This is a genomic window from Streptomyces sp. NPDC048507, assembly GCF_043199995.1.
Taxonomy (GTDB): Bacteria; Actinomycetota; Actinomycetes; order Streptomycetales; family Streptomycetaceae; genus Streptomyces.
Map to the genome: position 1 here is coordinate 278,252 of NZ_JBICWZ010000005.1, position 19,052 is coordinate 297,303.

A 19,052-nucleotide genomic window follows, 5' to 3' on the forward strand; every position below is an offset into this window, starting at 1 on the left:
GCAGGGACGGCATGGACGTCGTGCGCGAGCGGATCCAGGCGCAGGTGCTGCGGGCCGCCGCGCACCCCTCGCCGCCCGTGTGGCCGGGGTCCTCACATCCCCTGGGAGCCCGCTTCCACCTGGGGCCCGGCGGGGTCGCGGGCACCAACTTCGCGCTGTGGGCCCAGGGCGCGGAGGCGGTGGAGCTGTGCCTGTTCGACGAGCGGGGCGGGGAGACCCGCTGCGCCCTGACCGAGCTGACGCACGAGATCTGGCACGGATTCGTGCCGGGCGTGCTGCCCGGACAGCGCTACGGCTTCCGGGTGCACGGCCGCTGGGACCCCTGGACGGGCGCCCGCCACAACCCGGCGAAGCTCCTCCTGGACCCGTACGCGCGGGCGGTGGACGGGGACTTCACGCTGCCCGCGGAGGTGTACGGGCACGTGCGGGACTGGCCCCAGCAGTACATCGCCGACACCGTGCGCGACGACCGGGACTCGGCCCCGCACGTCCCGAAGGGGGTGGTCGTCCACGACGACGACGACTGGGCGGACGACGTCCGGCCGAAGACCCCCTGGGCCGATTCGGTGATCTACGAGCTGCACGTGCGCGGGTTCACGATGCGCCATCCGGGTGTTCCCGAGGAGCTGCGGGGCACGTACGCGGGGCTGGCGCACCCGGCGGCGGTCGAGCACCTGACTCGGCTCGGCGTGACGGCGGTGGAGCTGCTGCCCGTGCACCAGTTCGCGCACGAGGACCACCTGCTGCGGCGGGGCCTGCGCAACTACTGGGGCTACAACTCGGTCGGCTACTTCGCCCCGCACGCCGGCTACTCCTCCAGCGGGACCGCCGGGCAGCAGGTCGGCGAGTTCAAGCGGATGGTGAAGGCGCTGCACGCGGCGGGCATCGAGGTCATCCTCGACGTGGTCTACAACCACACCGCGGAGGCCGGGGAGCTGGGCCCGACGCTGTCCCTGCGCGGGATCGACAACCGGGCGTACTACCGGCTCCAGTCCGACCAGCGCCGCTACGCCGACTACACGGGCTGCGGCAACACCCTGCACGCCGGGCGGCCGCACGTGCTGCGCCTGATCACCGACTCGCTGCGCTACTGGGTGACGGAGATGGGGGTGGACGGCTTCCGCTTCGACCTGGCGGCGGCGCTGGCCCGCTCCATGCACGACGTGGACATGCTCTCGCCGTTCCTGGCGGTGATCGCCCAGGACCCGGTGCTGCGCCGGGTCAAGCTGATCGCGGAACCCTGGGACGTGGGCTCGGGCGGCTACCAGGTGGGCTCCTTCCCGCCACTGTGGACGGAGTGGAACGACCGCTACCGCGATGCCGCGCGCGATTTCTGGCGGGGCGCGCTGCCCGACGTACGGGACCTCGGCTACCGGCTGTCGGGCTCCAGCGACCTGTACGCGTGGGGCGGTCGCAGGCCGTACGCCTCGGTGAACTTCGTGACGGCGCACGACGGGTTCACCCTGCGCGACCTGGTCACCTACGAGCGCAAGCACAACGAGGCGAACGGCGAGGCGGGCCGCGACGGGACCAACGACAACCGGTCGTGGAACTGCGGGGCGGAGGGCGAGAGCGACGATCCCCGGATCGGGGCGCTGCGCCGGCGCCAGCTGCGCAACCTGCTGACCACGCTGCTGCTGTCGACCGGGGTGCCGATGCTGGTGGCGGGCGACGAGTTCGGCCGCACCCAGGGCGGCAACAACAACGCCTACTGCCAGGACAACGAGACGGGCTGGGTGGACTGGTCGCTGCTGTCCGATCCGGCGTGGAGCGAGCTGTTCGCGCTGACCCGGCGGCTGATCGCGCTGCGCCAGGCCCACCCCGTGCTGCGGCGGCGGGCGTTCTTCTCGGGGCGGGCCCAGGGCGCGGACGGACTGCGGGACCTGGCCTGGTTCACCCCGCGGGGCGAGGAGATGACGGAGCGGGACTGGTACGCGCCGGCCGCGGCGGTCGGCCTGTACCTGTCGGGGCGCGACATCCCGGGCCGTGACGAGCGGGGCGTGCAGGTGACGGACGACAGCTTCCTGGCGCTGCTGCACGCCGGGGACCGGCCGGTGGAGTGGGTGCTGCCCGGCGCGCCGTGGGCGGGCTCGTACGAGCTCGTGCTGGACACGGCGCGGGAGGCGCAGGCCGACGCGCCCGGCACCCGGCACCGGGGCGGTGAGCCGCTGACGGTCCCGGCCCGGTCGGTGCTGCTGCTCCGGGTGGTGTCGTAGGGGGCGCGCGGGCCCCTGCGATGATGTGCCCTTCGTACGAACGCGCGTGCACCGGCACGCGTGTGCCATCGAGGGGCTCAGGGGTACGCATGGCGAGTGTCGGGACCGCGCTGCGGGAGCTGCGCGGGGCGCAGAAGTCGGCGAAGGGCGTGTCGCTCTACTCCCGGTTCGTCAACCGGCCCGCCGGCCGGTACCTGGCCGCCGGGTCGTACGCGCTGGGCCTCACGCCCAACCAGGTGACGCTGATCAGCGCCGCCTTCAGCTTCGCCGCCGTGGCGGCGGTCGCGCTGACGGCCCCCTCGTGGGCAATGGGCGCGGCCGTGTGGGCCGCGCTCGCGGTGGGCTTCGCCTTCGACTCGGCCGACGGGCAGCTGGCCCGGCTGCGCGGGGGCGGCAGCGCGGCGGGCGAGTGGCTGGACCACGTCGTGGACTGCGCGAAGCTCACCGCCCTGCACACCTGCGTGCTGATCGCCTTCCACCGCTTCCCCGAGGCCTACGGGACGGGCTCGGACGGCTGGCTGCTGGTTCCGCTGGGGTTCCAGTTCGCGGCGGTCGTCACCTTCTTCGGCGGTCTGCTGACCGAGAAGCTCAAGCCCGGGCCCGCCCCGGGCAGTGCCGCCGCCGCGCCGTCGACCCTGCGCGCGGTGGCGTTGCTGCCCGTGGACTACGGGGTGTTCAGCCTGGTGTTCCTGCTGCTGGGCGGCGGGGCGCTGTTCCGCTGGGCGTACGCGGGGCTGGGCGCGGTCGCCGCGCTGTTCCTGGTGGCGTTCCTCGTGAAGTGGTTCCGGGAGCTCAGCGCCGTTCGGCGGTGAGGGGTTCGGCCTGGGGCGCGGCGAGGGCGTCCAGGGCCCGGCGCAGCTGGGTGCTGGACGTGTGCACGGTGTAGGGGAAGTAGACGACCTCGACGCCGTGGGGGGCGAAGTCCTTCTCCAGTCGGTCGCCCTTGGGCGTGCCGCGCCAGTCGTCGCCCTTGAAGATCACGTCGAAGCGGACCTGCTTCCAGGTCTCCACCTTGTCGGGGACCGTCTCGACGAAGGCGGCGTCGACGTACTTGACGCTCCGGACGATCTCCAGCCGCTCGACGAGCGGGATCATCGGGCGGCGCCCCTTGGCCCGTTCGGCCATCTCGTCGGAGACCACCCCGGCGACCAGGTAGTCGCACTGGCTCCGGGCGTGCCGGAGGATGTTGAGGTGTCCGATGTGGAACAGGTCGTAGGCCCCGGGCGCGTAGCCGACCCGGTACGGTCTGCGCGCGGCCGCGGCAGGTTCGGACATGTCGTACTCCGTCATCAGTTACCCCCCAGCGGCCACACCCCCCGGTGTGGCGGATTAGCAGACAATAGCGCGCACGTTCCCCACCCTGTGGGTGAACGCATAGGGTGACGTGCGCATCATCCAGGGGAGAAGGGGACGTTCAGTGTCCACATCCGGTCACCGGCGCCTGCTGCTGGTTTCCACCAACTACGCCCCCGAGCACGCGGGCATAGGCCCGTACGCCACCCAGATCGCGGAGCACTGGGCACGATCCGGCCATGAGACCCATGTCCTGGCGGGCATGCCGCACTATCCGGCCTGGTCCGTCGAGCCGGAGTACCGGGGGGCGCTGCGGCGCACGGAACAGCGCGCGGGGGTCACCGTGCACCGGCGCGCGCACACGGTGCCGCGGCGTCAGACCGCGGTCAAGCGCGCCCTTTTTGAAGGATCGATTCTGCTGCACGGCGCCGTGGCCCCGCCCCGGATGCCGAAGCCGGACGCGGTACTGGCCCAGATGCCCAGCCTGGCGGGCGGCGTGCTCGCGGCCCGGCTCGCGGCGAAGTGGAAGGTGCCCTTCGTCCCGGTCGTCCAGGACCTCATGGGCGCCGCCGCCGCGCAGAGCGGGATCAGCGGCGGCGACAAGGCGGCCGCGGTGGCCGGGCGCGCGGAGGCCTACGCGCTGGGGCGCGCCGCGCTGGTCGGCGTCATCCACGAGACCTTCGTGGACCGGGTCGTCGGCATGGGCGTGGACCCGGCGCGGATCCGCCTCGTGCCCAACTGGTCGCACGTGCCGCAGCCCACCAAGCCGCGCGGGGAGACCCGCCGCCACCTGGGCTGGGCGCCCGGCCAGACCGTGGTCCTGCACTCCGGGAACATGGGACTCAAGCAGGGGCTCGAAGTCCTCGTCGGCGCCGCCCGCCTCGACCCCGGCGTCCGTTTCGTCCTCATGGGCGACGGCAGCCAGCGCGGCGCCCTCGCCGGGCTGGCCGCCGACGTGCCGAACCTCGACATCATCCCCCCTGCCGCCGACGGGGAGTTCCCCGATATCCTCGCGGCGGCGGACGTCCTCGCGGTCACCCAGCACGCGGCCGTGCTCGACATGAGCGTCCCGTCCAAGCTGACCTCCTACTTCCAGGCCGGCCGGCCCGTCGTCGCGTCCGTCGCGGCCGCGGGCGGGACCGCCCAGGAGGTGGAACGTTCCGGCGCGGGGGTGCTCGTACCCCCGGAGGACCCCGCGGCCCTGCTCAAGGCCGTACGGGCCCTGGCCGAGGACCCCGAGGGCGCGGACGCGCTGGGCGCCGCCGGGCCCGTCCACGTGGCGGCCCACCTGAGCCGTGAGGCGGGCCTGGCCCGCATCGACGCACTGATCGACGAAGCACTTGGGGGTCTCCAGCCGTGATCGAGACGAACCGCCCGGCAGCCGCCCCGGCCGAGGACGAGCCGGATCTGCTGCGGGACCAGTTCAAGCAGCTGCTGCGCTACCGCCGGCTCATCGGCGCGGGCGTGGGCATCGGCCTGCTGGGCGGCGTCTACCTCGGCATCTCCACGGCGGACACCTACGTCGCGACCGCCGACATCGTGCTGCGCGCCCCCACCGACGACCCGTTCAACCCGAGCCTGGCGCCCGACAAGGCCATCAACATCGGCTCGGAGCGCCAGGTCGCGCTGTCCAGCTCCATAGCCGAGCAGGCCGCCAAGAAGCTCGGCACGCCCGCCAAGGACCTCGGCGCGCTGCGCGGCGGACTGCAGGTGACCAACCCGCCGCAGACGATGGTGCTCCGCTTCACCTACACCTCCTCCTCCCCCCGGGAGGCCGCCAAGCGGGCCAACGCGCTGACCGAGGCCTACCTGCTCAAGCGGCAGGAGGCCCTCGACGCCACCCGCGACAAGATGGTCAAGGGGTACGAGGACCAGCGCGACCCGGTCGCCAAGCAGCTCGACGAGACCGCCCGGCAGGCCGGCAACCTGCCGGCCGGCACGGCCCGCGACGCCGCGCTGTCCGCCAAGACCGACCTGCAGAGCAAGGTCAACACCCTCAACAGCAGCATCGCCAAGCTCGCCGCCCTGGACATGACCCCCGGCCGGGTCACCAGCCCCGCGACCGCGCCCGGCGCGCCCGACGGACCGGGCCTGCCCATGTCGCTCGCGCTGGGCGCGGCCGTCGGCCTGGCCCTCGGTCTGCTCGCCGCCTGGGTCCGGCTCGTCTTCGACCCGGCGCCGCGCTCCGAGGGCGACGTGGCCCGGGCCCTGCGCGCCCCCGTCCTGGGCTACCTGCCCCGGGACAAGACCGGCGGCGGACCGCTGCTCGCGGCCGGCGAGGCCGACCCCCGGCTCGCCGAGGAGTACCGTTCGGTCGCCTTCCGCCTCGCCTACGACTCCCGCTTCGCCGACCGGCGCCGGCTGCTGGTGGTCGCCCCGCGCGGCTCCAGCGAGACCGCCGCCGCCGTGGCCGTGAACCTGGCCGCCTCCTTCGCCGAGACCGGCAAGGACGTCCTGCTCATCGAGGCCGACCTGCGCACCCCCGTACTGGCCAGCCAGCTGCCCACCGACGCGGGCGGCCGGCCCCGCTGGAGCCAGCCCGGCGCCTCCGGTGCGGCGCCGGGCGGCGAGGCCGACTGGCCCGACGGACGCCAGCTCGTCGTGGACGCCGGCGAGTCGGGCGCCTTCGACCTGATCCCCGGCGAACGCGTGCGCAACGTCGCCCGTGCGCTGACCTCCCCGCGCTCCACCCGGCTGGTCTCCGAAGCCGACTCCCCCAACTCCACCGTCGTGGTGCTCGCCCCGCCCGTGCTCTCGTACGCCGACGCCCTCGCCCTCGTCGACCGCGTCGACGGCGTCCTGGTCGTCTGCGATCCGCGCGCGGTGCACCGCAGCGACCTCGCCCGGATCCGCGAGCTCATCAGCGGCGCAGGCGGCACCGTGCTCGGCGCGGTGCTGCACGCCCCGCTGCCGGGCGAGAAGCGGGCCGGCGGCGGCAGGGCCGCGAAGGGCGCCGCCGCCGGGCCCCCGGCCCCGCAGCCGCTCACGCGGGAGCCCGCCGGGGCCGCCGGGGCCGCCGAGCCCGAGCAGACCCTCACGGGCGACGGCAGCGACACCGTGGCCCTGCGCACGGTCCGTACGGGCCGGCGGTGAGCCGGCGGGGCCTCGCCGCCGTCTCCTCCGTCCTGGACCAGGCCGCCTCCAGCGCCACGAACATCCTGGTGCTGGTGCTGGCCGCCCGGCTGTCCTCGGCCTCCGGTTTCGCCGGCTTCTCGATGGTCTACGTGGCCTTCACCGTGCTCCTCGGGCTGAACATGGCCTACGTCGGCCAGACCGTGGTCCTGGAGAAGGGCGAGCGGCTCGCGGTGGTGTGCCGCTCCTCCGTGCTGTTCACCGCGGCCGCCTCCGCGGTGGCCGGGCTCGCGCTGGCGGTGGCGGGACTGGCGCTGCCGGGCGCCACCGGCGGCGGGTTCCTCGCGCTGGGGCTCGTCCTGCCGCTGGTCCTCGTACAGGACGGGCTGCGCTACTGCTTCTCCGCGCTGCGGGCCCCCCAGCGGGCGCTGGCCGCCGACACCCTCCGGCTGGTGTGCGTGGTCGCGGCGCTGGCCGTCCAGCCGGCCGGGGCCTCGCCCGCCCGGCTGGTGCTGGTCTGGGGACTGTCGGCGCTGCCCGCGCTCGCGCTGGGGCTGTGGCTGCTGCGGCCCTCCGTGCGCGGGGCGCGGGCCGAACTGCGCCCCTACCTGCGGCGCGGACACCTCGGGCAGCGGTTCGTGGTCGAGTTCGCGGTGGGCAACGGCTCCAGCCAGCTCGCGGTGCTCGGACTCGGCGCGTTCGCCACCCCGCTGGCCGTCGGCGCGCTGCGCGGGGCGACCACCCTCTTCGGGCCGCTCAACGTGCTGTTCAACTCGGCGAACGCCTTCGGCCCGCCGCTGGTGGGCCGGGCCCCGGGAAAGCGCGGGGTGGTCCGGCTGACCGTGCTGATGGGCGCGGGCCTGGCCGTGCTCGGCGGCGGCTGGGCGGCCGTCCTGTACGCGCTGCCCGACCGGCTCGGCCGCCACCTGCTCGGCGACACCTGGGCGGCGGCCTCCGCGCTGCTGCCCGCGACGGGCGCGCAGTACGCGGTGATGGGGCTGGGCACCTGCGCCCTGCTGACGCTGCGGGTGCTCAACCCGAAGGCCACCCTCTCGCTCCAGGTGGTCTTCTCCCTGCTGTCCGTGGGCCTGCTGCTGGCCGGGTACGCGCTGGGCGGCGTGGCCGGGGCGGCCTGGGGCCTGGCCCTGGGATCGGCGGCGAAGGCGGCGGCGGGGTGGCTGCGGGTGACCCGGCTGGCGGCCGCGGCGCCCGAGGTCGCCGCGGCCGCCTGACCGGCGCGGGGCGCCTCAGCCTGCGGAGCGGGCGGCCAGCCGGGAGAGCAGGCCCGCGCGGTGCAGGGGGTCGACGGCCAGCTCGATGGCGGTCCACGCCATGGCGAGCCCGCCGTCCAGGACGGCCCGGTCGGCGCCGTCCCCGGTGCCGTAGCGGGTGAACTCCGGGTTGTGCATGATCGCCTCGCCGCAGTCGTAGCCGATCATCGGGTGGATGGTGGGCACGAGGTGGGAGACGTTGCCCATGTCGGTGGACCCGCCCCGGATCGTCGGATCACAGTCCTGGACGCGGCGGCCCAGGTCGCGGGCGGCGCCCAGGTAGCTGCGGCCCATCGCGAAGTCCTGGCGCAGGTCGGCGTAGTCGTTGCCGACGCCCTCCAGGGCGAGTTCCGCGCCGGTGGCCAGCGCCCCCGCCTCGAAACAGGCCCGCACCCGGGCCTGGAGCTCGGCGAGTTCCTCGCTGGTGACGGCCCGGCAGTCGTAGTCGGCGCTCGTGTGGGCGGGGATGACGTTCGCGGCCGTTCCGCCCCCGGTGACCACGCCGGAGACGACCGCGCCGGGCCGCATCTGCTGGCGGTGGGCGGCGATGGCGACCTGCGCGATCATCATGGCGTCGGCGGCGTTGATGCCGCGTTCGGGCATGGCCGCGGCGTGGGCGGCACGGCCGGTGTAGCCGACCTTCCAGCTGCTGATGGCGAGCGAGCTCATGCCGACCGAGTCGGAGGGCGCGGCGTGCACCATCATCGCGGCCGCCACGTCGTCGAAGGCGCCCGCGCGCAGCATGTCGACCTTGCCGCCGCCGGACTCCTCCGCCGGGGTGCCCAGCAGCTTGACGGTGATGCCGAGGTCGTCGGCGAGCGGGGCCAGCGCCAGGGCCGCGGACACGGCGGCCGCACCGTTGACGTTGTGGCCGCAGGCGTGGCCGATGCCGGGCAGCGCGTCGTACTCGGCGCAGATCCCGATGACGAGGTCCCCGCTGCCGCGGGTGGCCGAGAGGGCGGTGGGCAGTCCGTACGCCCCCCGGGTCACGGTGAGTCCGGCGCGCTCCAGGAGGTCGGCGATCCGGCGGGCGGCGCGGTGCTCCTCGTAGGCGAGTTCGGGATCGGCGTGCAGGGCGTGGCTCAGCCCGAGCACCTCGTCCTGGCGGGCGCTCAGCACGGTGCGGGCGCGCTCGCGCAGGACGTTCACGGCGGTCATCGGAGTTCCTTTCCGGCGCCGGCGGCGCGCGGGGTGCGGTAGAGCAGGGCGAGGGCGGCGCCGGCCAGCGAGACCACCGTGCACAGCGTCCAGGAGGTGGTGTAGGCGTCCAGGACGGGCAGGGTGCGGCCGGCCGGGGTGCGGGCGGCGAAGACGGTGAGCACGGCCGCCGCGCCGATGGAGCCGCCGACGTTGATCAGCAGTTCGTTGATGCCGGAACCCACCGAGGTGCGGTCGGCCGGGACGGACTCCACCGCGAGCGTGCGGGTCGAGTGCTGGAGGAAGCCGGTGCCGAGCCCGGCGACGGCCGTGCCGGCCAGGAACAGCGCCCCGTCGGCGTGGCAGGTCAGCGACAGCAGGTAGCCGGCGGCCATCAGCAGCGAACCGGCGACCAGCGTCAGCCGGTCGGACACGGCGGCGGCGACGGCGGGCGCCAGCAGCGCCCCGAGGGCGAGGCAGAGCATGTTCGGCAGCATCGCGAGGGCGGTGGCGAAGGGGTCCAGGCCCAGGCCGTAGCCGTTCTCGGCCGGGCTGGTGCCGAGGAAGACCGGGTTGGCGACCTGCAGTCCGATCATGCCGAAGGTGAAGGTGAGCGTGACCAGGGAGACCACGACGACGTTGCGGTGCCGGAACATCCGGACGTCGATCATCGGCTCGGGCACGCGCAGTTCGACGGCGGCCCACAGGACGCAGGTGAGCACTCCGCCGACGAGGCAGCCCAGGGTGCGCCCCGAGGTCCACTCCCAGCCCGGGGTGCCGCCGAGGCCCAGCCCCAGCATGACGGCGACCAGGCCGAGGCAGAGCAGGATGCCGCCCGCCCAGTCGATCCGGCCGCCGGGGCGGTGCGCGGACTCGGGGAGCAGCGGCCAGGTGACGGCGAGGGCCAGGCTGATGGCGACGGCGGGCACCCACAGGGCGGCGGTCGGGCTGTCGACGGTCCTGGCGACGAACCCGCTGGCGACCAGGCCGAGGGCGATGCCGCCGACGAGGGCGGCGACCATGTAGCTGATGCCGCGGCGGCTCTCCCCCTCGCCGTCGGCCCCGGCGCGGGCGCGGTTGCGCAGGATGCCGACGAGGAGCGGGAAGAAGCCCGCGAAGGCGCCCTGGAGGATCTGTCCCGCGAGCAGGGCGGGGAAGGAGCGGCTGAGCCCGACCAGGACCGAGCCGAGCAGCACGAGCGCCAGGTTCCAGCGCAGGACGCGGCGGTGGCCGTACAGGTCGCCCATGCGCGAGAGCACCGGGGTGAAGACGACGCTGGCCAGCAGGTTGGCGATGCTGATCCAGTTGAGGTCGGCGGCGGTGACCCCGAGGGTCTGCGTCAGGCCGCGCAGCAGCGGGGACAGGAAGCCCTGCGTGATGCCGCTGGAGAGTTCGACGAGCGCGACGGAGGCGATCACGGCGGCGGCGGGGGTCGTCCGTACGGCGGGTCTGGTGTCGCGGACATCCGTGGGCGTCATACGTACCACCTGTTCGGGGATCGGCCGGGCGGCCGGTGCAGGAAGGGGGCGTGGCGCCGGGCCCGGCACCGGCGGGGGCGGGGGCGGGGGGCGGGGCACGATCCGCATCACAATGTCCGGTGCGGGTCGCACCGCGGGCAAGAGAGGGCCTCATAATCGGGTGAACGCGGCATCGAGACCCGTTCGCGCGGCGGATTCCGTCAATCGGGCGCGGTACGGAGCCCGTCTCGGGCGGGCTGCGCCCCGGCCGCCCACGCGGGCGTACCGTCGCGGACCTGCGCCGTACCGCCCGCCCCGTCCCCTTGGAGGCACCGATGACCGCCGGGTCCCTCCCGCTGCTGGACGCCGTCGACCACCAGGTGCTGCGCGCCCTGCACCGTGACCCGCGGGCCGCCTTCGCCGAGGTCGCCGCGGCCATCGGGGTGCACGAGCGGACGGTCGCCCGCCGCCTGGACCGCATGACCGCCGGCGGCCACGTCCGCTTCTCCGCCTCCCTCGTCCCCGAGTACCAGGGCGAGGGGATCACCGCCGAGCTCGCCGTGCGCTGCGCCCCGGGCCGGGTGCACGAGACGGCCCTCGCCCTCGCCCGGCGGCCCGAGACCCGCTCGGTGGAGGTGGCCACCGGCGCGCTGGAGGTGTACGCCGAGGTCAACGCTCCCGGCCACGAGGCGCTGCTGGCCCTGGTGGACACCGTGGTGGGCCGCCTGGACGGGGTGGTCGACCTCCATTCGGGGGTGGTGCTCCGGCTGCTGCTGACCGCGGCCGACTGGGCCCCGTACGACGACGAGCCGACCGAGGTGCGCCGCCTCGTGACGGCCGGCGCCCCGCTGCCCGCGCCGATCCCCGTCGACGACCTCGACCGCGCCCTGGTCGCGCTGCTGCACGGGGACGCCCGGATGTCGACGACCCGGCTGGCGCGCGAGCTGAGCGTCGGGGAGAGCACCGCCCGCCGCCGGCTCGCCCGGCTGATGACCTCGCACGTACTGCACCTGCGGCTGCACGCGGACCCGGCGGTGCTCGGTTACCCGGTGGAGGCCCGGTTCCGGCTCGGGGTGGCGCACAGCCGGCTCGACCGCGCCGTCCGGCGGCTGGCGCGGGAGCCGGCCGTGCGCCACCTGGTGGTGACCACGGGCGCGGCACCGCTCCTGGGTTACTCCAGCCATCGGGACATCGCCGGCCTGCACGCCTTCACCACCAGGGTGTTCGCCGCTCTGGAGGGCGTCACGTCGGCCGAGACCGCGCTGCTGATGCGGACGTACAAGCGCGCGGGCATCGTGGCGGCGCCCGGCCGCTGACCTGCCGGGACCGCCGCCCGTGGGGAGCGCTCAGCGCAGGGTGGCGACCCGGTCCGTGCGGTACGTGGCCACCAGCGCGAGGCACAGGCCCGCGATGGCCACCCGGCCCGAGGCCTGGAGCAGCGGACCGCGCAGCAGGATGAAGGAGTACCCGGCGACCAGCGGGACCACCGTGGAGATCAGGCTGCCCGGTGGTGAGCGGCGGGTGGCGCGCTTGGCGTAGCGGCGGTCGACGCGGGCGGCCGCGTACCCGATGGCCAGGAGTCCGCCGCCCATGCCCAGCGGACCGAAGTCCAGCCACAGTTCGGCCCAGACCGGGGAGGAGAGGTTGGTGTTGACCGTGCCCATCCACTGGCCGACCATCACGCCGGTGTCGCGCGGCTTGCCCGGCCACACCGAGCGGGGCACCGCGAAGAAGACGGATCCGGCCAGCTGGCGCCCGTAGAAATGGCCCGGGCCGGAGTGGGAGAAGGTGATGGTGTTCGCGAACATGCCGATCTGGTCGTAGTCCTTGAGCGCCATGGGCTCCAGGAACGAGGTCGTCTCGACGGGCTTGTAGTTCTTCTCGTCGTAGCGGAAGCGGTCCGCGAAGGGGAAGACGAGCAGGGCGATCACCACGGCCATCGACAGCGCCACCCGGTACATGGCGGCGCTCACCGGGAAGACCGTGAAGAGCAGCGCGAACATGACGGTGAGGAACCAGTAGCGCGGGTTGGAGACCGGATTGTTGACGATCAGGTTGAGGACCGCGAGCGCCGCCCAGGTCACGATGACGGAGACCTTGCGGCGGGCGAAGCTCGATGTGATCAGCCAGCGCGTGTACAGCAGCAGGGCGAGCAGCGCCGGCACGGTGCCGAAGCCGCGCAGCAGGGCCTGCCCGGCCTGGCCGTCGCCGTTGGAGACGCCGGCCTCCTCGATGCCCGCGATGATCTCCTGGCGGCTGGAGAAGAACACCGCCGGTCCGCCCAGCTTCACGATGAAGGCGGCACTGCCCAGGAAGGCCAGGACGGTGAGCAGTTGGAGCCGCCTGCGGTGCACCATCAGCGGCCGCGGCTCCTTGGGGGAGCCGCCCGCGCGGCCCGCGGGGCGGTGGCGGGCCAGCAGGACGCCCACGTCGAAGGCCGTGCAGCCCAGCAGGACGAGGCCGATCGCGACGGTGAGGTCGGAGCGCGGTCCGACGACGGGGGTGGGGACGCGGCCGAGGACGGCCTGGGCGAGCGGGGCCACGCCCATGGCCATGTAGACGAAGAGCCAGAAGGAGCCCTGGAGCAGCTTGCGCCGACTGGTCAGCACCATGGCGGAGAGCCGCGCGCCCGCGTACATGGCCAGCAGCAGCTGGAGCCAGAAGGCGGCGTCGCGCTGGCCGTCGCCGGACTGCACGGCGACGAAGAACGGCAGGAAGACGGTGAACCCGAGTGCGAGGGGGACCGACAGCGCCCGCGAGAGCAGCGTGCGCGGGGTGGTGACCCGGCCCCACCGGGAGTCGTCCGCGAGGGGCGGCGGCGCGGGTGCGACGGCGGGCTTGCGCATGTCCGTAACCACTGTTGCCCCCACCCCTGTGCGTGATCAGCGCGCAGTCTAGTCTGAGCGTTCGACGGCCGGGGAGGCGCGTCGGGGGACGACGAGGGGCGACTGTTGCGCGATCTTCCTGCCTTCACGCTGGCCGGGTACGACAAGGGGCGCGGACTGCTGACGCAGGCGCTGTGGTTCGCCGTGATGAACACCCTCTTCATGGCGTGGTTCTGTCCGGCCCGGCTCCGGGTCGCGCTGCTGCGGGCCTTCGGCGCCGAGATCGGCGAGGGCGTGCTGATCCGGCACAAGGTGCGCGTGCTGTGGCCCTGGAAGCTGACCGTCGGGGACCACACCTGGATCGGTGAGGGCGCCTGGCTGCTGAACCTGGAGCCCGTCACCGTCGGCTCCCACGTCTGCCTCTCGCAGGAGTCGCTGCTGTGCACCGGCTCGCACGAGCACCGCGCCACCGACTTCCGCTACCGCAACGCCCCGATCGTGGTCGAGGACGGCGCGTGGGTGGCCGTACGGGCGACCGTGCTGGCCGGCGTGACGGTCGGCCGGTGCGCCGTCGCGGGCGCCGGTTCCGTCGTCCACCGGGACCTGCCGGAACTGACCCTGCAGACCCAGGACGGGCGCCGCCGCCCGGTGGAGGAGCCCAAGTGAGCAGTACGTCGAAGGTCCTGCACGCGGTCACGCTGCACTCGCCCTCGCACGCCTTCGGCGGACCGGTACGGGTCGCGCTGAACCTGGCCAAGGGGCTGCGGGAGCGCGGGCACCGGGCCCGGCTGCTGGCCCTCGGGGAGGGCTTCGACCCGTGGCCGGACTCCGTGGAGGGGGTTCCCGCCACCCTGTTCCGGGCCCGGCGGATCCTGCCGCTCGGCTTCAGCGGCATGACGTCGCCGGCCCTGCTGGCCTCGGCGGGCCGGCTGGTGCGCGAGGCCGACGTGGTCCACGTCCACCTGGCGCGGGACCTGGTGACGCTGCCGGTGGCGCTGGCGGCGCTGCGGGCGGGCAAGCCGCTCGTCCTGCAGACCCACGGCATGGTGGACCCGAGCGGCAAGGCGCTGGCCAAGGTGCTCGACGCGGTGGCGGTGCGCCGTCTGCTGCGCCGCGCCGACGCGCTGCTGTACCTGACCCCGCACGAGCGGGAGGGGCTGGAGGCGGTGGTGGGCGGCGCCCTGCCGCACGCGGTCCGGCTGGTCAACGGCACTCCGGCGCAGGAGGGACGGCCGGCTCCGGCGGGGCCGCCGCGCATCCTGTACGCGGCCCGTCTCCAGGCCCGCAAGCGGCCGGTGGACTTCGTGGACGCGGCGGTGGCCGTGCTCGCCGCGCACCCGGACGCGCACTTCGTGTTGGCCGGGCCCGACGAGGGCGAACTGCCCGCCGTCCGTTCCCGGATCACCGCCCTGGGCCTGTCGGACCGGTTCACGGTGCCGGGCGCGCTGTCCGCCGACGAGGTCCTCGCGGAGCTGCGCCGGGCGCACGTCTACGTGCTGCCGTCGGTGGACGAACCGTTCCCGATGTCGGTGCTGGAGGCCCTCGCGGTGGGCGTCCCCCCGGCCGTGACCCACTCCAACGGGCTGGCCCGGGAGATCGCGGGCGCGGGTGCGGGCCGTGCGGTCGAGCCGGGTCCGGCGGGCGTGGCGGAGGCGGTGCTCGCCCTCCTGGACCCGGCCGCGAACACCGCGGCCTCGCTCGCCGCCCGCGAACTGGCCGCGAAGTCCTTCTCGATGGACGCCGTCCTCGACACCCTGCTGGACGTGTACGGGGGCATCGGGCGCTGACGGCGGGGTTACAGGACGTCGCGGCGTTCCTCGACGACGGGGACGGCGCCCAGGGCCCGGCGGCGCTTGAGGACGCTCGCGTAGACGCCGAGGCCCACGGCGCCCGCCAGCATCATGATCACGCCGACCAGGTCGAGGTTGACGCTCTCCATCTTCCAGTCGCTCGCGAAGGTGAGGATGGCCCCCACCACGATCAGGGCTATGCAACCGCCTATACCGCGCACAGGAATCGCCTCCACAGGGGTCTGCTTGGTGACCCGCGGGTACCCGGCGAACGGACGCGGAAACGCCGCCGCCGCCCGGGAGTTCGGGCGGCGGCGGCGGCGGATCCGGGGCGGGTGGTCCGGCTACGCGGGGACCCAGGCGTAGCAGCCCGTCGAGCGGAAGGTGGAGGTGCCGGCCGGGACGGTGGCGGTGATCCTGTCGCCGGCCTTGAGCGGGGCCTGCGGTCCCGAGGCGAGCACGGCGCCGTCCTTGTCCGTGGCCTCCCAGGTGCAGGTGGTGCTCTGGGTCAGCGCCCGGTAGGTGCCGGGGGCCGGAGCGGTGGCCGGGGCGTCGCCGAACCCCCGGGCCGCGACGGCCAGGACCGGCTTCTGCTCGGGGCACAGCAGCTCGACGGCGTCCTTCGCTCCGGTGATGTCGCCGGAGATGATGGCGGCGGCCGCCGCGTCCTTGTCCCGCTTGGCGGTGCGTTCGATCCGCTGGCAGGTCTCCTGGCCGTTCTGGAGGACGGCGGCCGGGTCCGTCTTCGCGGGGACGCGGCCGCTCAGGTACTTCTTCTCGTTCTCCTTGAAGGTGCCCGTCTTCGGGGTCAGCTTCGCGTCCGGCAGGACCGGGCCCGTCGGCTTGGCATCGGGAGCGCCGGGCGCGGCGGGCGCGGCGGTCCCGGGCGGGGCGTCCGCCGGGTCGGGGACCGAGGACGAGGCCGGCGGCTTCGGCGTGGCCGCGGCGTCGGCGGAGGCCTTGCCGTCGCCGTCGGACCCGCAGGCGGTCAGCGTCAGGGCGGCGGCCAGGAGGACGGCGGCCGCGGCGGGGCGTCGGTGCATCAGGTGGCTCCCGTACGGGGTCGGAAAGGCGTACGGGGCCCGGCAGGTGTCGACCGGGCCCCGTACGCCGTCAGGCGGTTACTTCTGGCCGAAGGTGAGGATCAGCTGCGGAGCGGCGTCCGCGGCCGTCGACTCCGAGGACCACAGCCACATGGCGTCGGTGCCCGTGCTGGTCAGGCCGAGGCTGTAGCCGCTGCCCAGCACGGCGGAGACCGCGGTGGTGTCCAGCTCGACGTTCTGTACGGCCGATCCGTCCGGCACGCCCGCGATGGTGCCGAGCGGGGTGGTGCCGAGGGTGGGCTTGGTGTTGAACGTCGTGCCCGTGCCGCTCCAGCTGCCGGTGACCGGGACCACGGAGACGGTGTCGGCGGTGCCGGCCCCGGCCTGGGTGGAGGTCTTGAACTGGAGGGAGGCGCTCTTGAGGACCTGCCCGGACGGTGCGGCCGGGAGGGTGAAGCGCAGGTAGGACTCGTACGCGGAGCTGCCGCGGACGGCGAGCTGCGTGGACGTGCCGTACGCGGCGCTCGGGGCGCCCTGGTTGATGTAGGTGTCCTCCGACGCGACGACCTTGGCGACCGTGTCGGTGGGCGCCTTGGCCAGGTCGAAGTGGGACTTGACCTGGGCCTGGGTGAGCGCCGACGGGTAGACGGCCGTCTCGTCGAGGGATCCGGCGAAGAAGTTGCTGGTCGGACGGGTCGGCCAGCTGCTCAGGTTGTCGCCGCCCACGTGCCAGAAACCGGTGTAGGGAGTGGAGTTGACGGCGCTGTTGGTGCCCTTGTTCTGGCCGTCGACGTAGAGCGTCATGCCGCCGGGACCCTGCGTGCCGACGACGTGGTGCCACTTGTTGTCGTTGTACGTCTCGAACAGACCGGTGCTGATGGTGCGGGCGGAGCCGTTGTAGACGCCGAAGACCAGCCGGCCGGTGTTGGTCATGTAGAGCTGCTTGTCGTAGGAGCCGCTCGCGTTGACCGTGTTGTTGCCGAAGCCGATCAGCTTGCCACCGCGCGTGGTGTTGGTCTTGAACCACGTCTCGACGGAGAAGGCGGCACCGACCGACTGGCGGTGGTCGCTGTAGACCTGCTGCGTGGTGCCGTTGAAGCCCATCGCCGTGCTGGTGCCGGTGATCGCGCCGGGGCTCTGGCGCAGCGTGGGGGCGGCCACCTGGACGCCGCCGGTGTTGCCGGAGACCGAGGAGTCGGCCACGTACGGGCTGACGGTGTCGTCGTAGCGCCAGTACAGGTTGGCGCCGTCCGCGCGGACCTTGTCCGGGTAGGACTGGACCGAGGTCGGCACGGTGACCGAGACGTTCGCCGACAGGGCGCTGGTGTTGCCCGCGCCGTCGGTGGCGGTGACCCGGTAGCTGTAGGCCTGGCCGCCCTTGACGGTGGTGTCGGTCCAGGAGGCCTGCGGGCGCTCCCACTCCAGGGAGTCCGCCGCGACCGTGGCGATCGGGGTCGCCGAGCCGTTGCGGTAGATCCGGTACGTCAGCTTGCTGTCGTCCTGGTCGTAGCTGGTGCGCCAGCGGACCTGGGCCTCGCCGGGCTTGACGCTGCCCGCGCTGGCGACCGGGGTGGTCGGGGCGCCGACGTCGCCGGTGGAGGCGAAGCGGGTCAGGGCCTGCTGCGGCTCGCCGTTGATGAGGGTGAACTCACCGCCGACCCACATGTACTTGACGTCGGCCTTCTCCGAAACGGACATGACGCGCGGGCCGATGCCCTCGCCGATGCCGTCGTTCGCGGTGGGGTGCCAGCCCAGCTTCGGCGGGCTCGGCACGAAACCGTCCACGGGCGCGGGGGCGGCACCCTGGTGGTCGGTCTGCTGGGCCAGCAGGAAGTTGCGCTTGCCGTCGGGGAACTGGTTCTCCAGCGAGCAGTCGTGCGCGTGCGAGGAGCTGTAGAGCACCCCGTCGTAGGGCAGCACGTACTGGGTGGCGCCCAGGCAGCGGTCGCGCCACTTCTCGTTGAAGGAGGTGTCGAGGCCGATGCGGCCGTCGAAGACGCCGCCGCCCGAACCCTCGTTGCCGGTGTAGTAGCCCGTCGCGTCGGCCGCGATGTGCTTGACCACCGAGTTGGAGGGGATGGTGGAGTAGGTCTTGGCGACGGCGCCCGTGGTGGCGTTGACGACCGCCAGGGCGTGCGTGTTGGAGCCGTTGACCGAGAAGAAGTCCCCGCCGAGCAGGACGTTCTTGCCGTCGTTGCTGAGCTGGATCGCGCGGCCCGGCTCGTCCGCGTTGGCGGTGAACGGCTTGAGGGCGCCGGAGCCGGCGTCGACCGCGGCGAACCGCTCGCGGGTCTGGCCCTCGACCGTACCGAAGTCGCCGCCGAGGTAGAGCGTGTCGTCGGTGACGGCGAGCGCGCGCACGGTGGCGGGGACGCTCGGGTGGAACGATGCCTTGGGGGTGCAGCTCGCGATGTCGATCGCCGCGAGGCTGGAGACCGGGGTGCCGTTGACGGCGCCGAAGTAACCGCCCGCGTACAGGGTCTTCTTGTCCTTCGAGACGGCGAGCGCCCGGACGGTCGCGGTGCCGTCGCCGACCGTGAAGTCCAGCTTGCAGCTGGTGGGGTTGCCGGTGGCGGCGTCGAGCGCCACGAAGTTCACGGCGTCCTGCTCGGTGCCGGCGCTGCCGTCGGGCGGCCGGACCGCCGAAAAGGTGCCGCCGGCGAAGACGGTGCCGTCCGCCTGGTCCATGGCAAAGACGACGCCGTTCGGCTGCCACGTGGGCAGTTCGTCGGCGGTGAATGCCACGGGCGGCGTGATGGCGGACGCCTCGGGCATCAGCACCAGGCCAAGGCCGGTGCCGGCACCGGCCAGTGACAGGGCGAGGGCAGCAGTCAGCCCTCTGGATCTACGCATGAGCCCCCCAGGGCAATCGCCCGGTTTGATGGCTGGAACTATCCGAACAGCCATATGTACTGGCGCAGACTAGGGCTCACGCGAGTGCCCGGTCA

General features: G+C 73.8%; 15 protein-coding genes. 8 read left to right on the top strand and 7 right to left on the bottom strand.

What is annotated here, in order from left to right; genetic code table 11:
* Positions 1-11 precede the first annotated feature (11 nt).
* Both glgX and ACGFXC_RS17270 read left to right on the top strand, forming a co-directional pair.
* On the top strand, positions 12-2,216 hold the full coding sequence (gene glgX, locus ACGFXC_RS17265; RefSeq protein ID WP_393713811.1) for a glycogen debranching protein GlgX: 2,205 nt from the start codon (positions 12-14) through the stop codon (positions 2,214-2,216).
* A gap of 89 nt (positions 2,217-2,305) precedes the next feature.
* Entirely contained in the window at positions 2,306-3,028 is a 723-nt protein-coding gene (locus ACGFXC_RS17270; protein ID WP_393713553.1) for a CDP-alcohol phosphatidyltransferase family protein, read from the top strand.
* Here ACGFXC_RS17270 and ACGFXC_RS17275 read toward each other — a convergent pair.
* Entirely contained in the window at positions 3,009-3,491 is a 483-nt protein-coding gene (locus ACGFXC_RS17275; RefSeq protein WP_393713555.1) for an adenylyltransferase/cytidyltransferase family protein, read from the bottom strand. The two genes, ACGFXC_RS17270 and ACGFXC_RS17275, sit on opposite strands and share 20 nt — an antisense overlap.
* A 172-nt stretch (positions 3,492-3,663) precedes the next feature.
* Between ACGFXC_RS17275 and ACGFXC_RS17280 the strand changes: the two genes are divergently transcribed.
* From ACGFXC_RS17280 to ACGFXC_RS17290, 3 genes are read left to right on the top strand one after another with little or no spacing between them, the layout of a single operon-like run.
* A complete protein-coding gene (locus tag ACGFXC_RS17280; RefSeq protein ID WP_393713813.1) occupies positions 3,664-4,869 on the top strand; it encodes a glycosyltransferase family 4 protein in 1,206 nt (401 codons plus the stop codon).
* Positions 4,866-6,602 carry a lipopolysaccharide biosynthesis protein gene (locus tag ACGFXC_RS17285; protein ID WP_393713557.1) on the top strand — a complete coding sequence of 579 codons (1,737 nt, stop codon included), beginning with the start codon at positions 4,866-4,868 and terminating at the stop codon, positions 6,600-6,602. Before ACGFXC_RS17280 ends, ACGFXC_RS17285 begins: the two co-directional genes overlap by 4 nt.
* Positions 6,599-7,813 carry a hypothetical protein gene (locus ACGFXC_RS17290; protein WP_393713559.1) on the top strand — a complete coding sequence of 405 codons (1,215 nt, stop codon included), beginning with the start codon at positions 6,599-6,601 and terminating at the stop codon, positions 7,811-7,813. The genes ACGFXC_RS17285 and ACGFXC_RS17290 overlap by 4 nt, the downstream gene beginning before the upstream one ends.
* A 15-nt stretch (positions 7,814-7,828) precedes the next feature.
* Here ACGFXC_RS17290 and ACGFXC_RS17295 read toward each other — a convergent pair whose 3' ends face one another.
* Positions 7,829-9,010, bottom strand: a complete 1,182-nt coding sequence (locus ACGFXC_RS17295) for an amidohydrolase (protein WP_393713561.1) — start codon at positions 9,008-9,010, stop codon at positions 7,829-7,831.
* The gene (locus ACGFXC_RS17300; protein WP_393713562.1) at positions 9,007-10,467 is read right to left on the bottom strand and encodes an MFS transporter; all 1,461 of its coding nucleotides are present in this window, start codon (positions 10,465-10,467) and stop codon (positions 9,007-9,009) included. Before ACGFXC_RS17300 ends, ACGFXC_RS17295 begins: the two co-directional genes overlap by 4 nt.
* A gap of 314 nt (positions 10,468-10,781) precedes the next feature.
* Here ACGFXC_RS17300 and ACGFXC_RS17305 point away from each other — a divergent pair, with 314 nt between their 5' ends.
* Entirely contained in the window at positions 10,782-11,762 is a 981-nt protein-coding gene (locus ACGFXC_RS17305; protein ID WP_393713564.1) for an Lrp/AsnC family transcriptional regulator, read from the top strand.
* A 30-nt stretch (positions 11,763-11,792) separates the two neighbouring features.
* On the opposite strand, the gene ACGFXC_RS17310 is transcribed toward ACGFXC_RS17305, so the two are convergent.
* Positions 11,793-13,292 carry a hypothetical protein gene (locus ACGFXC_RS17310; protein ID WP_393713566.1) on the bottom strand — a complete coding sequence of 500 codons (1,500 nt, stop codon included), beginning with the start codon at positions 13,290-13,292 and terminating at the stop codon, positions 11,793-11,795.
* Between the two features lie 105 nt (positions 13,293-13,397).
* Here ACGFXC_RS17310 and ACGFXC_RS17315 point away from each other — a divergent pair, with 105 nt between their 5' ends.
* Together ACGFXC_RS17315 and ACGFXC_RS17320 are read left to right on the top strand one after the other, a co-directional pair.
* The gene (locus ACGFXC_RS17315) at positions 13,398-13,937 is read left to right on the top strand and encodes a WcaF family extracellular polysaccharide biosynthesis acetyltransferase (RefSeq protein ID WP_393713568.1); all 540 of its coding nucleotides are present in this window, start codon (positions 13,398-13,400) and stop codon (positions 13,935-13,937) included.
* Entirely contained in the window at positions 13,934-15,058 is a 1,125-nt protein-coding gene (locus ACGFXC_RS17320) for a glycosyltransferase (RefSeq protein ID WP_393713570.1), read from the top strand. Before ACGFXC_RS17315 ends, ACGFXC_RS17320 begins: the two co-directional genes overlap by 4 nt.
* 8 nt (positions 15,059-15,066) lie before the next feature.
* Here the strand turns inward: ACGFXC_RS17320 and ACGFXC_RS17325 are convergent, their stop codons facing one another.
* The 3 genes from ACGFXC_RS17325 to ACGFXC_RS17335 form a co-directional block, all read right to left on the bottom strand.
* The gene (locus ACGFXC_RS17325; RefSeq protein WP_393713572.1) at positions 15,067-15,297 is read right to left on the bottom strand and encodes a hypothetical protein; all 231 of its coding nucleotides are present in this window, start codon (positions 15,295-15,297) and stop codon (positions 15,067-15,069) included.
* Between the two features lie 108 nt (positions 15,298-15,405).
* Entirely contained in the window at positions 15,406-16,104 is a 699-nt protein-coding gene (locus tag ACGFXC_RS17330) for a hypothetical protein (RefSeq protein ID WP_393713573.1), read from the bottom strand.
* Between the two features lie 78 nt (positions 16,105-16,182).
* Complete coding sequence (locus ACGFXC_RS17335) at positions 16,183-18,957, bottom strand: LamG-like jellyroll fold domain-containing protein (protein WP_393713575.1); 2,775 nt, start codon at positions 18,955-18,957, stop codon at positions 16,183-16,185.
* Positions 18,958-19,052: the final 95 nt, after the last annotated feature.

Excerpts from the sequence above, each read along its gene's own strand:
- glgX (WP_393713811.1), top strand. The coding sequence starts at position 12 with ATGGACGTCGTGCGCGAGCGGATCCAGGCGCAGGTGCTGCGGGCCGCC.
- ACGFXC_RS17270 (WP_393713553.1), top strand. The coding sequence starts at position 2,306 with ATGGCGAGTGTCGGGACCGCGCTGCGGGAGCTGCGCGGGGCGCAGAAG.
- ACGFXC_RS17275 (WP_393713555.1), bottom strand. The coding sequence starts at position 3,491 with ATGTCCGAACCTGCCGCGGCCGCGCGCAGACCGTACCGGGTCGGCTAC.
- ACGFXC_RS17295 (WP_393713561.1), bottom strand. The coding sequence starts at position 9,010 with ATGACCGCCGTGAACGTCCTGCGCGAGCGCGCCCGCACCGTGCTGAGC.
- ACGFXC_RS17300 (WP_393713562.1), bottom strand. The coding sequence starts at position 10,467 with ATGACGCCCACGGATGTCCGCGACACCAGACCCGCCGTACGGACGACC.
- ACGFXC_RS17305 (WP_393713564.1), top strand. The coding sequence starts at position 10,782 with ATGACCGCCGGGTCCCTCCCGCTGCTGGACGCCGTCGACCACCAGGTG.
- ACGFXC_RS17310 (WP_393713566.1), bottom strand. The coding sequence starts at position 13,292 with ATGCGCAAGCCCGCCGTCGCACCCGCGCCGCCGCCCCTCGCGGACGAC.
- ACGFXC_RS17330 (WP_393713573.1), bottom strand. The coding sequence starts at position 16,104 with ATGCACCGACGCCCCGCCGCGGCCGCCGTCCTCCTGGCCGCCGCCCTG.
- ACGFXC_RS17335 (WP_393713575.1), bottom strand. The coding sequence starts at position 18,957 with ATGCGTAGATCCAGAGGGCTGACTGCTGCCCTCGCCCTGTCACTGGCC.